The sequence below is a fragment of the Streptomyces sp. NPDC002671 genome (genome assembly GCF_053592475.1).
The window spans coordinates 1-13,335 of sequence record NZ_JBSFVU010000082.1; the positions used below are offsets into that span (position 1 = coordinate 1).

The window sequence follows — 13,335 nt, forward strand, 5'->3', positions numbered from 1 at the left end:
CTGCGAGCGGACGGTGAACCCGCGGATCGAGGCCATGTACGAGGAACACATCCAGGACGCGTTCACGCCCGTCGGCGAAGAACCCCTCGCTGTCTGGCAACTGGGCAACGTCATGGGCGATCAGGAGCGCCTGTTCAAGTGGCGCGCGGGGAACCCCGGCGGCGTCACGGACGCGCAGCTCGCAAACCTTCGGCTGGCCTCCCAGACGGGGTCTGCCCTGTTCCGCATCGCCCTCGCGGAACCGGGCACCGAGGCCGAGGTGACCATCGACGGCCGCACGCTGCGCTACCCGGCCGAGCGGGACGAGGAGGCCGGCGCCGGGAACTGGCAGAGGGCCACTGCCTTCGCCCTCATCACCGGCGCACGCGAGGACCTCGCCCCGCTGGTCCTCACCGGCCCCGCCTTCGCCGGCCCGGACGGTTCCGCCTTCAGCGCGTACCGCGAAGCCCTCCACGCCTACCTGAAGGGCGTTGATCCCGAGCCGGCCGTGCAGCGGGCGTTGCAGCAGGCCGAGAAGGCGAAGGACTGGGGCTTCGCCATGCCGCCGGCCGTGCTGCTGTCGCAGCTCGTGGAGGGCGATGAGGAGAGCTTCAACCTGGCTCTGGCCGACGCGCTCGAAGCCCACCGCGACTACTACCAGGTCGCCGACCGCGCCGACGATCCGGACGCTTCCGTGAACCTGGACATCCTCGCCCTGGCCTGCCACGCCCGGCGCCGTGGCTGGGCCGTCCGCGTCGAGTCCCCCTACCTTCCGCAGGATCTCCTGCGGGCCGCCGAACCCTTCTAGGGCGTGTGCCGAGTTCAGATCTTTAGACGGGCTGGAGGCTGCGGAGCCAGATGACGGCTCCGCGTAAGTGGAGTCCGGCCAGGTAGCTGGCCGGGGTCTTGTCGTAGCGGGTGGCGAGCCCGCGCCATTCCTTGATCTTGTTGATGCAGCGTTCGGCCGTGTTGCGCTCCTTATACAAGGCCGCATCGTGGCTGACGGGGCGTCCGCCACGTGAGCCACGCTTCTTGCGGTTGGCGGCCTGGTCGGTCTTCTTCGGGATCACTGCCCGGATCTTGCGTCGGCGCAGGTAGGCGCGGTTGGCGCGGGACGAGTACGCCTTGTCCGCGGCGACCGCGCCGGGGCGGGTGCGCGGGCGGCCCACCGGCCCGCGCACCTTGATGCGTTCCAGAACGGCGGTGAAACGGGGACTGTCGGCAGCCTGGCCGGGCGTGAGGACGAAGGACAGCGGACGGCAGCGGCGGTCCGCCGACAGGTGCACCTTGCTGGTCAACCCGCCACGGGAACGGCCCAGTTTGGCAGCGCGGAGACGGGCCTTGCGACGCCGGCGCAGACGCCGACGCTCCTCACGGGCCTCGTCCGGCGCCTCGTCCCGGTCGACTATCGAGGCGTTTTGCCCCTTTGGAGCAGCCCCTTTTCCTCGGCGACGGCCTTCTCCAGCGTCTCCAGCAGTTCCGGGTCCAGCATCATCCCGGCGGCGTGGTGGTGGGCCCGGGCAGACGTGGAGTCCACGCTCACCAGCCCGAGCTCCGCCTGCCCCCGGGCGGCGGCCTCAGCGATCACCGCTTCCATCAGCGCCTGGAAGACCCCCGCACCGGCCCACAGGTGGAACCGCCCGTAGACGGTGGACCAGGACCCGTATTGCTGGGGCATGTCCCGCCACGGACTGCCCGTACGGAACCGCCACATCACGCCGTTCACCAGTCGCCGCAGGTCAGGAATCGAACCGCGCTCGCCCAGCGGCAGCAACGGCTCAATCACCGCCCACTCGTCGTCCGTGAGATCACCCCGAGCCATCCCGCCTGTCTACCGCCCCGGATCCAGCCAGGGCAGCAGAACGTCCAGACTCGTGATCCGAACTCGGTAAACGCCAAAGAGTGCCCGCGGACCCACACCTGCCTATCCTGAATCTGCGGTGTCTTCCTCGCGTCCAGAAGAAGGGGATGTGGCGCAATGGGCAGCGGCGTATGGCTATCCCGAGACCCGAGACACCCGCACAGCCGAGACGCCTACTGTCAGGAGCGGGCATGGCTGATCGCGCAACGATGGAGCGTATCTGGGAAGCCCACACCGCCGGCGAGTTCGTGGCGCAGGACGTGGAGGCTACGATGGCCACGATGGACGACGACCCCATCGTCGTCCATGTGCCGACCGCCATGGGCGGTAGTGGGTACGACGGCGTCAAGGACTTCTACGCACGCTGGTTCATCGGACGGAACCCGGACGATTTCACTGTGCGTTCGATATCCCGCACGGTGGGAGACAACAGCCTCGTAGACGAAATGATCGTGTCGTTCACCCACGACATCGAGGTGCCCTGGATTCTGCCTGGATTGGCACCCACCGGGCAGCAGGTCCGTATACCCGTCATCGCCGTCGTGGACTTCCGAGGCCCGCGTGTGCGGGGCGAGCGCATCTACTGGGATCAAACGGCGGTGCTCGCGCAGACGCAGTTGCTGAACGACGACATCGTCCGGCGCCTGCCCGTGGTCACCACACCGTTGGACGTACTGGACGGCAGGGTCCCCCTCAACCAGCTGACGTCGCCCCGCCCCGATGTCGAACCGTGAAGGTCAATCCCCTCGAACCCGGAACCGGTCGTAGATCGTCGACCAGCACCCGTACCGGCGCGGACCGTCGCGCCAGGGCTCCCCGTACGGAACCTCCACATCACCGCATTGAAGTAGGTAGCTGCGCAGGTCAGGGATCGGCCCACGTTCGCCCAACGGCAGATGCGGCTCGATCAACTCCCATAGGCATCAGTCACATCACCACGCGTCACAGATCGTTCCTGCAGCAGCCGGAAGCCTCCCGGGAGCCGAAGCAACCCATCAGTGATCTGAACTCAGAACAGGCCCTAGCGGGGGCCGGGGCCGGGGCCGGGGCCGTGGCGGGATGCCCCTGTCGGCCCTCAGGCCGAGGAGCCGAGGGTGGAGGCGCCTGTACGTGCCCAGGCGGCCGGTGGCTCCGGGAGGCAGTACGTTCCCTCACCCCAGGTCCATGAAGCCGGGAGGGGGGAAGCTGCAGCTGCCCGGGCAGTTGCCGGACGTGGGCCGGAGCTGCTCGAAAAGGCCCGACGGGTACAGCGGAAGGTCCAGCGCGAGTTCGAGCAGGAGGACTGTGTGGGAGGCGGGCAGCCGGGTTCCGTCCAGGACTGCCTTGACCGTGGGGTGGCTTGCCTGGGCCAGCCGGGCGAGCTCGCGGACGCCGAGGTCTCGCTGGACCATGCCCGCGGCCAGGTTCTTTGCGAGGGCCTGCCCGAGGTGAGCACCGGGCGGTGCGTCGGCCGTCAGGTCGCCGGCAGGCCATTCGCCCTTAAAGAGCGTTTTATCCCGGTGAGGTTGTTTGGTGGTGCTTCGGGGGATGGGCGGGTCTGCGACTGCTGAGGCGAGAGTGGTCAATGCGGGTTGTGTGACAGGAGACTCCGTACCTCTGTCCGTTTGAGTCGAGTCGCTCCTGTCTGATCCCAAAGCGCCCCCGGTTGACGCTGTTTGCGCCCTGGGGGTGCGTCGTGCCCGACGGTACTACCGAAACATGACGCGACACCGCCCGTATCCCAGCGACCTTTCCGATGCCCGCTGGGAGTTGATCGGGACCACACTCACCGCCTGGCGGGCCGAGCGCAGAGGAAAGGGCCTGGACATCGGACGCCCACCCGAGCACGACCTGCGCCGCATCATGGACGCCATCCTCTACGTCGACCGCACCGGGATCCCCTGGCGCTATCTGCCGCACGACTTCGCACCCTGGGAGACGGTCTACGGCTACTTCGCCGCCTGGCAGAAAGACGGCATCTTCGACCAGCTCAACGGCCTGCTGCGGCGCCTGGTGCGTGAAGCCGAAGGCCGGGATGCCGAGCCGAGCGCCTGCGTGCTGGACGCCCAGAGCGTCAAGACCTCCGCCAACGTGCACGCAGCCGGCCAGGGCATTGAGATGCTCCTATGTCAAGCCGCAAAGAAAGCCGAGGTGGACTCAATCGATCAACACAACAGGGCCGTCAGCCTATCGGCAGGTGTGTCGAAGTCGAGGGTCTTGCGAGGGCGCATGTTCAGCTTCTGCGCGATGACATCAAGATCTTCTGAGTGAGGTGACCCATGCTTGTGCCCTTGGGCAGGTACTGACGTAGCAGGCGATTGGTGTTCTCGTTCGTGCCGCGCTGCCAGGGGCTGCGTGGGTCGGCGAAGAACACGTCAAGGCCGGTAGCCGAGGTGATGTCCTTGTGGCCGGCGAGTTCCATTCCGCGGTCCCAGGTCAGGGTCTTGCGCAGTGCGGTGGGCAGGCTGCACATCTTCTCGGACAGTCGCGCGGTGACTGTGGCTGCGTCGCGGCCGTTGAGCTGGACCAGGACCGTATAGCGGGTGGAGCGTTCGACAACGGTGGCGATCTGGGTCAGGCCGCGGCCCATGAGGAGGTCGCCCTCCCAATGCCCCGGCACCGAGCGGCTGTCGGCCTCGGCAGGTCTCTCCCGGATGGAGACGGCATCCTTGATCTGTGAACGCCATTGCCCGGAAACGGTGTTGTGAATGTCTCGCCTGGTCGGGCGGCCCGATCGCAAGTGCTGCTGCAGTGCCTTGGCCAGCACCCCGCGGGCCTGCATGAACAGGGACTTGTAGATTGTCTCGTGGCTGATCCGCATCCCTGAGCCGGGCGAGTAGCTCTTCGCCAGGTGGCCGGCGATCTGCTCCGGAGCCCAGTCCTGCGCCAGTTTCTCTGCCACCAGTTCCCGCAGTTGCTGGTTCGCGGCCAGCAGGCATGGTTTGGGGCGTCGCGCGCGGTCCCAGGCCCGGTCCTCGGCATCAACGGCCCGGTAGCGCCGGGGTCCCTTGTTCCGCGCGATCTCCCGGCTGACGGTCGAAGCGGCTCGCCCCAGAGTGCGGGCAATCTCGCGCATTGAGTCACCGCGGGCCAGACCACGCGAGATCTGCTCGCGTTCTGCCAGCGTCAGATGGCAGGACCGCCGACGCCGAATTGGCGGAACGTACCCACCGTTGGACTTGAGGATCGTGAAGATCGACCCCGGAGGGCGCCCCAGTGCCCGGGATATCTCGCTGATCGACTCGCCTGCTTTCCAGCGGTCCCACAGCTCCCGCTTCTGCGCATCCGACATACCCGGACGTCCCAACCTCGCCATCCAACACCTCCGGTACCTGTTCTACCTGGGGTGTTGCATTGATCAGTTGAGTCCACCGACGCCGCCTTGAGGATCTCGTTGGCCCGGCGCAGCTCGGCGTTCTCCGCCCGCAACCGCTTGATCTCCGCGGCCTCCTCCGAGGTAACCCCGGGACGTTGGCCGGCATCGACTTCGGCCTTGCGGACCCACGTACGCACCGTCTCAGCGGAACCGACGCCCAACTTCGCCGCGACCACCTTCATCGCAGCCCACTCAGTCGGGTAGTTGGGGCGAACCTCCGCGACCATGCGCACCGCACGCTCACGAAGCTCTACAGGATAGGGGGACGGACGGGCCATGACTCGATCCTCTCAGGGAATCGGACTGTCCCGAGTCGGGTGGAGTCGAGTTGCGTGGTTTCAGGCTACTGGCGGGGTGCGGAGTTCGTACTCCACCGGGCTGAGCATGCCCAGCGCGGAGTGCCTGCGCTGTCGGTTATGGAAGATTTCCAGGTACTCAAAGAGTGCGGTGGACAGCTCCAGGCGCGTCCGCCACCGTCTGCGGTTGAGCAGTTCGACCTGGACCCGGGCCCAGAAGGATTCCATCATCGCGTTGTCCACACAGTCCCCGATGGAGCCCATCGAGGGCAGCAGGCCGGAGGCCCTCGCGCGCTGGGTGAACGCCCAGGACCCGAACTGCACTCCGTGATCGGAGTGGATGATGGTGCCACCCGGCCGCGGGGAACGGTTGCCGATGGCCATGGCCAGGGCGTTGGTGGTCAGTGCCGCGGTGGGCGAGGCGTCGATCGACCAGCCCACCACGCGTCGTGAGAACGTGTCCAGGACGACCGCGCAGTACACCTTGCCCTCCAGAGTGGGGTGCTCGGTGATGTCGGTGACCCATAACTGGTCCCGGGCATGGCGGGTGAAGTTCCGCTCCACCAGGTCGGAGACGGATGGGGTCACGTGCTTGGCGCGGGGGCGCCGGTTTCCGGGCAGGCCGTGCAGGCCGGCGCGCTGCATCAGCAGCTCCACGGTGCCGTGGCTGACATGGATGTTCAGGCCCAGACCGAGCTCTGCATGGACCCGGCGGGAGCCGTAGGTGCCCCGGGAGGCGGTGTGGATGCCCACGATGGCCTCGGTCAGCCAGGCGTGCTTGACCAGGCGGTTCGACGGCGGCCGGTCCCGCCAGGCGTAATATCCGGACTCCGCGACATGCAGCACCCGGCAGGCCAGCTGCACCGGCAGATGCTCACGGGCCATCACGCGGATGGCTTCGAACCGCCTTTTGGGGACGTCACCTCACCCAGCAGTTCGGCAGCCCGCCGGTGGATGGCCAACTCAGCCTCCAGCTCGGCGATGCGCTTGCGGGCCGCAGCGAGCTCGGACAGGTCGCTGCTGGTCGTACCGGGCAACTGACCTGTATCGATGAGGTGCTGGTGGCGCCAGACATAGATCGTCTGGTCGCTGATGCCGAGGAGCTGGGTGACCTCGGCGACCTTCCTGCCGGATGCGACGAGATCGAGAACCTTGCGGCGGAATTCGGGCGGATAGCTGCGGGGCATCACGGCCTCCGAAGGTTGCTGGATCGTCAATTGTCCAGCAACCCGACTCCATTAGAACCGGGGCATACCAATGGGACTATGACCTTCACCTGGAAGATTCCCCCGTGGGAGCGCAACGAGGACTGCACGTACTTGACTGTGACCTTGACGGATCAAGGTGACGGGCAGTTTCGATTCAGTACGGAAGGCGTGCGGGGCGACGACGCGATCGAGGCGCTCGCTGATCTGCTGATGACCCCGGGTTCCCTGCTCGGCCTCGTGCCGTCGCTTCCGTCACTCATCGGTGTGGTCGTGCGGCGCGGCATCGACTCCACGTGGCTGGCACAGCCGCCTGTCAGGGTGACCCGGGACGACCGCGGCCGGTGGCAGATCGCCGTCGCGGACGCCACGGATGTCACGGTGTTCTCGCCGGCGGAGATCAGCGGCCTCGTCAGCAGGTTGCAGTCCCAGTACGGCCGCGGCTGAAGCCGCCTCACCTGGCGTGATCCATGGAGTTCGTTGTGAACCGACCGTCATCTGCATCAGGGAAACAGAATTGAACGACTGTTCGCTGCGAGACCGCCAGACGCCATCTTCGTTGTGGACCCCTGCTCCGCCCTGAGTAGGAACCCCAGACGAACGCTGGCACTGACCGGCAGCGGCCAGATGCACAACACCCGCTCCAGTCCGTCGTTGATCTCGCCAGACCCCGCCCGCTTGACGTGTCGACTGCTTACTGTTCCAGCGAAGCCCCTGCGGGGCGCTGGTTCGGCTCATACTCCTGGCGACAGCTGGCTGTGAACGGCGGTGGCACGCTTCACCTCGTCCTGGGCCGGTCGGCACTGACCATCGCATAACGCTCTCTCCGGCTGACCGTGGCCGCAGGCAGGGCCCGCGGCAGCGGCGCGCTGCCAAGGCGCCGGAAGGGGGGATTTAGCGCGGCAGTTCTTTGGCCCAGATCAGAGCGTCGGGGCATCCTGTCTTTGCAGCGCCCTCGCAGGCCTGTCGGAGGGTGGGCATGAGTTCGGGGTCGCCGGTGGCGATGAGCCCGTGCAGGACCGTGCCGATCTCCTCGCACACCGCGACCGGGCCGTCGAGGTGCGTCAGGACGTGGGCGGCGAGCTGGGCGGTTTCGGCGGGGTGTTCGGCCAGGACCGGCGAGTCTTTGAGGTTGCGGAAGAAGAGGAAGGCTCCGGGGAAGCGCGAGGGCGACTTCACGAGAAGGCGGACTGCTTCGGGGAACAGGTCCCCTGCGGGAAGGACCCAGTCGAGCATCTGCCCGCCCTCGTCGGCGGTGAGTCGAACGGGGCGGTTGTCCAGGCGCCGGGCCCAGTAGTCCTGGATCCAGCGTTCCCAGTTGCCCTGTGCCAAATCCGTGAGTGATCACTAGGTGGGTGGCGTGCTGACCTGGGGATCTAGTGATCGTTTCAGGATTTTTTGCTGTGGTGTGTCTCCGAGCTGGGGTTTCGGCGGGGCTTCGGAAGCTGTGGGATCCCTGACGCGCAAGTTCAGTGATCGTCTCGGAATGTAGTGATCGGCGCGGGATTTTACTATTGCTGCGTGGTTTGGGTGGATTGGTTTGTGCTGGTCAGGGGACTGGCGGGATCGTGCCTGAGCGGCGGCTTCTCCGCCGTGGTGGCGGCAGGACTGCGTCGTCTCAGCGAGATTGCAGCCTGCAAAAGCGTTGAGACCACCGTGTCGGGTGTGGGCCGGGCCGTAGGCCTCGGGCGGCCCTGCCCGTTCTGCGCCGTCAGGCTTGCCGCCGAGGCGCGGCCCCGTCAACACCAACGCCACACTCGTCGCGCATAGTTGCGCAGGTGCTACCGCGCGCCGACGGTCCGCCTCACCTCCGGCCGGGCGGCCACTTTCTGGGGGAGGTTCTGCTCCCCGTCCGGATGATCTACCGATGCCTGGCCCGCCGCATCTGGGAAAGGTACGGCGGGCCCGGAGTTGTTGGCGTGGCTTGCTCGACCTCATCCGACGAGGGCGGAGCTTGCTCTACCTGCCCTGCTGGATCGCGCCGTCTCGTCCGCGTCGGGCGGCGCACAGTTCGGCAGCCTCAGGTATGGCGCTTGCTGACGAGGCTGACGTGGCAGGATGAGACATCACGTCGAGTGGGGGGCGCATTGGGCGAGTACCGAGAGTTTGTATACCTGTCGGATGCGAAGCTTCAGCAGTTCTCGCTGCCGAGGCGGTTCGCTTTGCCCAGCGCCCTGCGCCTGAGCACACCTGTGGTCGGTGTCGATGTCGACGCGCCGGCAGCGGATGGCGAGCGTGACCGGATGCGGCAGCTGGAAAAGCTCGACAAGCATCTGGGACAGCGGGCGGAGTGGTTCGCCCAGCCAGGACTGCGCCCGGGTCAGTGGGTGTGGTTCGAGGCGCCGCTGCGCTGTGTCACGCTGCAGGGCGACTACCAGCACATGGTGCTCTTCGCCGACCCCGCTCCAGGAGAGGACCCAAACTACGAGCAGCAGACGGGCTGCCGTCTGCTGCTGCACGGATCCTCCCGCCACCTGCGGGGGTTCGCGCCCGTCGCGGTCGAGGCCCCTGCACTGGAGGGCATCGACGGCGGCTCCAGCTTTGGTACGACCTTCCTGACGACTGCCGGGCACGCGGTACGTGCCCTGTCCCTGGAACACGATGCGGCTGCCGAGGGTGTGACGCCCCCGCCGAGCGGCCTGAACGGGTCGGGGGTGCGGGAACTGCTGGAGGCGATCGATGTCCGTCACGGTCAGGTGCCTGGTGCCTGGATGTCCGGGCTGGCCCGCGTGACGGCCGAACTGCCTGCCACGGGCACCGCGGTGCGCTGCCTGGTGGCCAGCCCGTTGAACGTGGAGTACGTGCGCGACCCGGCGTGAGCGGCCGGCACGCGGGGGACTGACGACGGAAGGGACTGCGCGGTGAATGATTCCGCCCTGCCTAACACGATGCGGTTTGTGCGGAATCACCTCGCGCACACCTACAGGCCGTGGATCGATATGGCTGATGTCGCCCACCGCTCCACCCAGGAGCAGGAGATGATCCTGCTGTCTCGGGCTCTGGCCGCCCAGGCCGTCAGCATGCTCACCGGTTGCAGCCCCGAGGAGGCCGCCGCATCTGTCGTGGACGGTCCCGGAGACTCGGGCATCGACGCCATTGCGTTCTCCAAGGGCGGCTCCGACATCTGGCTCGTGCAGGCGAAATGGAGCGACAAAGGCCGGGCCCGGTTGGGGGAGAGGGACGCCGCCGTCCTGGTGACCGGTCTGCAGCGCCTGGCCGACCAGCGCTATGAGGGCTTCAACTCCCGCATTCACGCATCGATCAACCGCATCAACGAGGCCTTGAGTTCCCCACGCTGCCGGGTCCACCTGGTGGCGGCGCTGGCTGGCGATGCCCGCCTGACCCCCCAGGTGGAGCAGCAACTGGACCTGGTGGGACAGGGCTTCGGCTTCGCTGGCCGCGTCCCGGTCCGTGTGCACACGCTGGGGCTGGCCGACTTCCATTCTGCGGCACGCGCCGACGCAGGCCCCACCCCCGTGTCCCTGTCCGCAACCCTGACAGACGGCTGGCACCGCAGCGACGCCCCCTACCCGGCCTACAGCACAAGCATCTCCGCCGGTGAACTCGCCTCCTGGTACAACACCCACGGAGACCGACTGCTTGATCCTGCCCTGCGCCCGCACTCCACCGGACAGCCCGACCCTGCAGCCTTGAGCCGGCTGATCACCGCGCCCGAGGAATTTTGGTACTTCAGTAATGGCATCACCGTGATCTGCGACCAACTCGAAGCACACTTCCTCGCCCGCAGAGCGCCGGGTCAGCCGCTGCGCTTGCAACTGCGCAACGCCCGCGTCGTCAACGGGGCTACGGTGGTCGCGACGGTTGCCCAGGCGGTCGACCAGCATCCCGAGACCGGCCAACTGGCACTGGTTCCAGTGCGGATTATCAGCCTCGGCGACGCCCCCGCCCGCTTTGTCTCCGCCCTCACCCAGGCCAATGAGACCGAGGGCCCCGCCGACCCACTCGACTTCGTCGCCCTCGATCCCATCCAGCGGGCGTTGCGCGACGAGTTCGCCGAGGAATTGCACAAGGAATATGCCTACAAAAGGGAGGCGGTGGCACCCGCCTCGGACGCTGGCTGCACCATGCAGGAGGCGGCCGTCGCACTGGCCTGTGCCCATCCGGACGTCTCGCTGACCGCCCTGGCCAGCGCCGACCCCACCTATCTGTGGCGCCCCGCCCCGGAAGGCGCCTACACGCGCCTGTTCGGAGGACGGCCCGGCGCCCGTCAGATCTGGCAGAGCGTGCTGCTGCTGCGCCAGGTGAGGACCGCCCTGGCCTACGCGACCGCGGGAGAGCCGCCCCGCGTCCGGGACCTCGCCAAGCACGGAGATCTCCTGATCGCTCACCTCGTCTTCCGCAGCATCGATCCCGACACCCTCGAAGAACTCGAATCCGCTGACGGATTTGAGGACTGGGTCGCCCAGCGCACCTGGGAAATTGCCGACCTCGTGGCCTCCGCGATCGAACGCCTCTACGGCCAGCACCTCTTCCTGGCCAGCGTGTTCACGGACGAACGTAAATGCCATGTCCTCGCCGATGACGTCACCCGTTCTCTCACCGCTCCCCCCACCCTGTTCCCGGACGAGTCCTCCGGTGCCAGGCGCAAGCACAACAGCATCGTGACGCTCGTCGACCACGGCCGTATCCCAGACGGCACTCGGGTGATGTATCGGCCCAGCTCCATCGAAGAGCGCGCTATCGGCGAATGGCTCAGCGAAGACCCCCGCCGCTACCTCGCCACCTGGACCAACGACCCCCGCCGCCCCCTGATCTGGGAAATCGACCAGCAGGCCTACTCACCCAGTTCCCTGGTGCGCCACATCTGGAGCAAAGCCGCCTGGGACGAAGCCCCATCCATCGTTCAAGGAGCCCGCAGCTGGGTGGTCCCCGGCGAAGGAACGCTCGCCGACCTGGCCAAGGCGCTCATGCCCGCAACCGGAAACGGCGGCGCCTGACATGCGCAGCATCGAACGGTTTGAACTGCGCACCCTGATCGGGCAGGGCAGCATGGGGCAGGTCTGGCAATCCTGGGATACCCAGCTCAAACGCCCCGCCGCCATCAAGATCATCAACCCTGAGCGGCTCGTCGAACAGGCCAACAGCATCAGCACCGAGGCCGTCGCAGCCCGCTTTTGCCGTGAAGCCGAACTCGGCGCCCGCTTCATCCACCCCGGGCTGCCCACGCTCTATGACGCCCGACTGACCGGCAGCCCGAACGATCTGTACATGGTGTGGGAACTGATCATGGGTCAAAACTTGGCCCAGATTCTCGCAGCGGAGGGCGGCCGCCTGCCGATCAACCTGGCCCTATCCTTCGCCGCCCAGATCGCAGACACCCTGGCGTGTATCCACGAGGACCCCGTCATCCACCGTGACCTCAAGCCGTCCAACGTCGTGATCACCGAAACCTGGAAGACGAAGCTCCTCGACTTCGGCGTCGCTGCCATCTACGGGAGCGACTATCCCCGCCTCACTCAAGACGGCCAGATCCTCGGCACCGTCGCCTATATGGCTCCCGAGCAGTTCACTGACCGGGGCCTGATCGTGCCGCAGACCGACCTCTACGCGCTGGGGTGTCTGCTCTACGAAATGCTCACCGGCCAGCCCCCGTTCACCGGCGATCCTGCCAGCGTGATGGACGCCCACCGCACCCGCGCCCCCACCCCAGCCTGCGAACTGCGACCGGACATCCCGCCAGACGTCGATGACCTCCTGATGAGCTTGCTCGCAAAGGACACCGCTGACCGTCCCGCCTCAGCGCACTTGATCGCAGAGCGGCTCGCACCGAACACCGCGATCCCGGCCCCCGCTCAGCTCTCCGCCGGCAACGACGGCGACCAAGCCGACGACTCCGGTACCAGCCCGGCCGCGGCGGCACAGCTTCCCGTGACCATACGCATCGTCCAGGCACAGGCTCTGTTCGATGCCGGGCACTTCGGAGAAGCCCTACCGGTCTACAACGCACTCTGCGGAGAACTGGCCGCAGCCGACGACAGCCCAAGGCAAGCAGCAGAGTGCCGGGCTAAGGCCGCGTTCTGCCACCTACGACTGGGTAATCTCCAGCAAGCCCTCACTGAATACACTGCCCTTGCCGCAGAGCTGACCCAGGACACACCGCCAGAAGACCATTTGCTGCTCGAAGTACGCAGCCAGGTCGGTCTGTTGCAAGCCGCCAGCAACAGACCAGAGGAAGCACTCGCCACCTTTGCTGGCATCTACTCCCTCCTCACCCAACACCTCGGCCACGACGACCCTTTGACCACCGAAGTACGCACCGTGTTCAACAGGCTCAACCGGCTTGGCGGGGTCTTTCCGCGGCCGACTCCTGCTCCGGTGCAACAGGCGGCAACCTGACAGCATCACCGACAGCCTTGCCGCCTTCATGCCCACCACCCACGCGAGGCGCTGCCTGCGAGCGGACTCTCATGCTCTACGGTGCACCCAGGAACGACCCCCGCGAGAAGGGGGGGTGTGCACGATGGTGCGCGACGACGCCGTGGACCTGACCGCCGCGGGCGGCCACGGCCATCTCGATCGCGTCGGTGACCAGCGAGGTGCGCATGTGGTCCGCGATCGACCAGCCCACCACCCGCCGCGAACAGATATCGATCACCGTGGCGAGGTAGAGCCATGTCG

8 protein-coding genes and 6 pseudogenes are annotated in these 13,335 nt (G+C 66.9%); 7 read left to right on the top strand and 7 right to left on the bottom strand.

All coding sequences use genetic code 11. The features are described 5' to 3' along the window. Nucleotides 1-787 (top strand): immunity 49 family protein (locus ACWD35_RS42935; protein ID WP_451356774.1); only part of this gene is annotated, 787 nt, incomplete at its 5' end. Nucleotides 788-809: 22 nt separating this feature from the next. Here the strand turns inward: ACWD35_RS42935 and ACWD35_RS42940 are convergent. Then, a pseudogene (locus ACWD35_RS42940) lies at nucleotides 810-1,801 on the bottom strand (IS5 family transposase). Between the two features lie 230 nt (nucleotides 1,802-2,031). On the opposite strand from ACWD35_RS42940, the gene ACWD35_RS42945 reads away from it, so the two are divergent. Further along, on the top strand, nucleotides 2,032-2,574 hold the full coding sequence (locus tag ACWD35_RS42945; RefSeq protein WP_451356775.1) for a nuclear transport factor 2 family protein: 543 nt from the start codon (nucleotides 2,032-2,034) through the stop codon (nucleotides 2,572-2,574). 417 nt (nucleotides 2,575-2,991) lie between these two features. Here the strand turns inward: ACWD35_RS42945 and ACWD35_RS42950 are convergent, their stop codons facing one another. Further along, nucleotides 2,992-3,231: a hypothetical protein gene (locus ACWD35_RS42950; protein WP_451356776.1), complete on the bottom strand. Its 240-nt coding sequence runs from the start codon at nucleotides 3,229-3,231 to the stop codon at nucleotides 2,992-2,994. A 307-nt stretch (nucleotides 3,232-3,538) separates the two neighbouring features. Here ACWD35_RS42950 and ACWD35_RS42955 point away from each other — a divergent pair. Next, nucleotides 3,539-3,937: pseudogene (locus ACWD35_RS42955) on the top strand (transposase); the annotation flags it as partial. A gap of 47 nt (nucleotides 3,938-3,984) precedes the next feature. Here the strand turns inward: ACWD35_RS42955 and ACWD35_RS42960 are convergent. The 3 pseudogenes from ACWD35_RS42960 to ACWD35_RS42970 form a co-directional block, all read right to left on the bottom strand. Then, nucleotides 3,985-5,135: pseudogene (locus ACWD35_RS42960) on the bottom strand (IS30 family transposase). Nucleotides 5,136-5,188: 53 nt separating this feature from the next. After that, a pseudogene (locus ACWD35_RS42965) lies at nucleotides 5,189-5,473 on the bottom strand (transposase); the annotation flags it as partial. A 60-nt stretch (nucleotides 5,474-5,533) separates the two neighbouring features. After that, a pseudogene (locus ACWD35_RS42970) lies at nucleotides 5,534-6,678 on the bottom strand (IS3 family transposase). A 78-nt stretch (nucleotides 6,679-6,756) separates the two neighbouring features. Between ACWD35_RS42970 and ACWD35_RS42975 the strand changes: the two are divergent. Next, nucleotides 6,757-7,143, top strand: coding sequence for a hypothetical protein (locus ACWD35_RS42975; RefSeq protein ID WP_451356777.1), 387 nt, complete (start codon nucleotides 6,757-6,759; stop codon nucleotides 7,141-7,143). A 447-nt stretch (nucleotides 7,144-7,590) separates the two neighbouring features. On the opposite strand, the gene ACWD35_RS42980 is transcribed toward ACWD35_RS42975, so the two are convergent. Further along, nucleotides 7,591-8,028, bottom strand: coding sequence for a hypothetical protein (locus ACWD35_RS42980; RefSeq protein WP_451356778.1), 438 nt, complete (start codon nucleotides 8,026-8,028; stop codon nucleotides 7,591-7,593). 701 nt (nucleotides 8,029-8,729) lie between these two features. Between ACWD35_RS42980 and ACWD35_RS42985 the strand changes: the two genes are divergently transcribed. From ACWD35_RS42985 to ACWD35_RS42995, 3 genes are all read left to right on the top strand, one after another. Continuing rightward, nucleotides 8,730-9,515, top strand: coding sequence for an SAVMC3_10250 family protein (locus tag ACWD35_RS42985; RefSeq protein ID WP_451356779.1), 786 nt, complete (start codon nucleotides 8,730-8,732; stop codon nucleotides 9,513-9,515). 120 nt (nucleotides 9,516-9,635) lie between these two features. Then, on the top strand, nucleotides 9,636-11,654 hold the full coding sequence (locus ACWD35_RS42990) for an AIPR family protein (protein WP_451356780.1): 2,019 nt from the start codon (nucleotides 9,636-9,638) through the stop codon (nucleotides 11,652-11,654). Nucleotide 11,655: 1 nt separating this feature from the next. Continuing rightward, complete coding sequence (locus tag ACWD35_RS42995) at nucleotides 11,656-13,053, top strand: protein kinase domain-containing protein (RefSeq protein ID WP_451356781.1); 1,398 nt, start codon at nucleotides 11,656-11,658, stop codon at nucleotides 13,051-13,053. Between the two features lie 157 nt (nucleotides 13,054-13,210). Here the strand turns inward: ACWD35_RS42995 and ACWD35_RS43000 are convergent. Continuing rightward, nucleotides 13,211-13,335: pseudogene (locus ACWD35_RS43000) on the bottom strand (DDE-type integrase/transposase/recombinase); the annotation flags it as partial.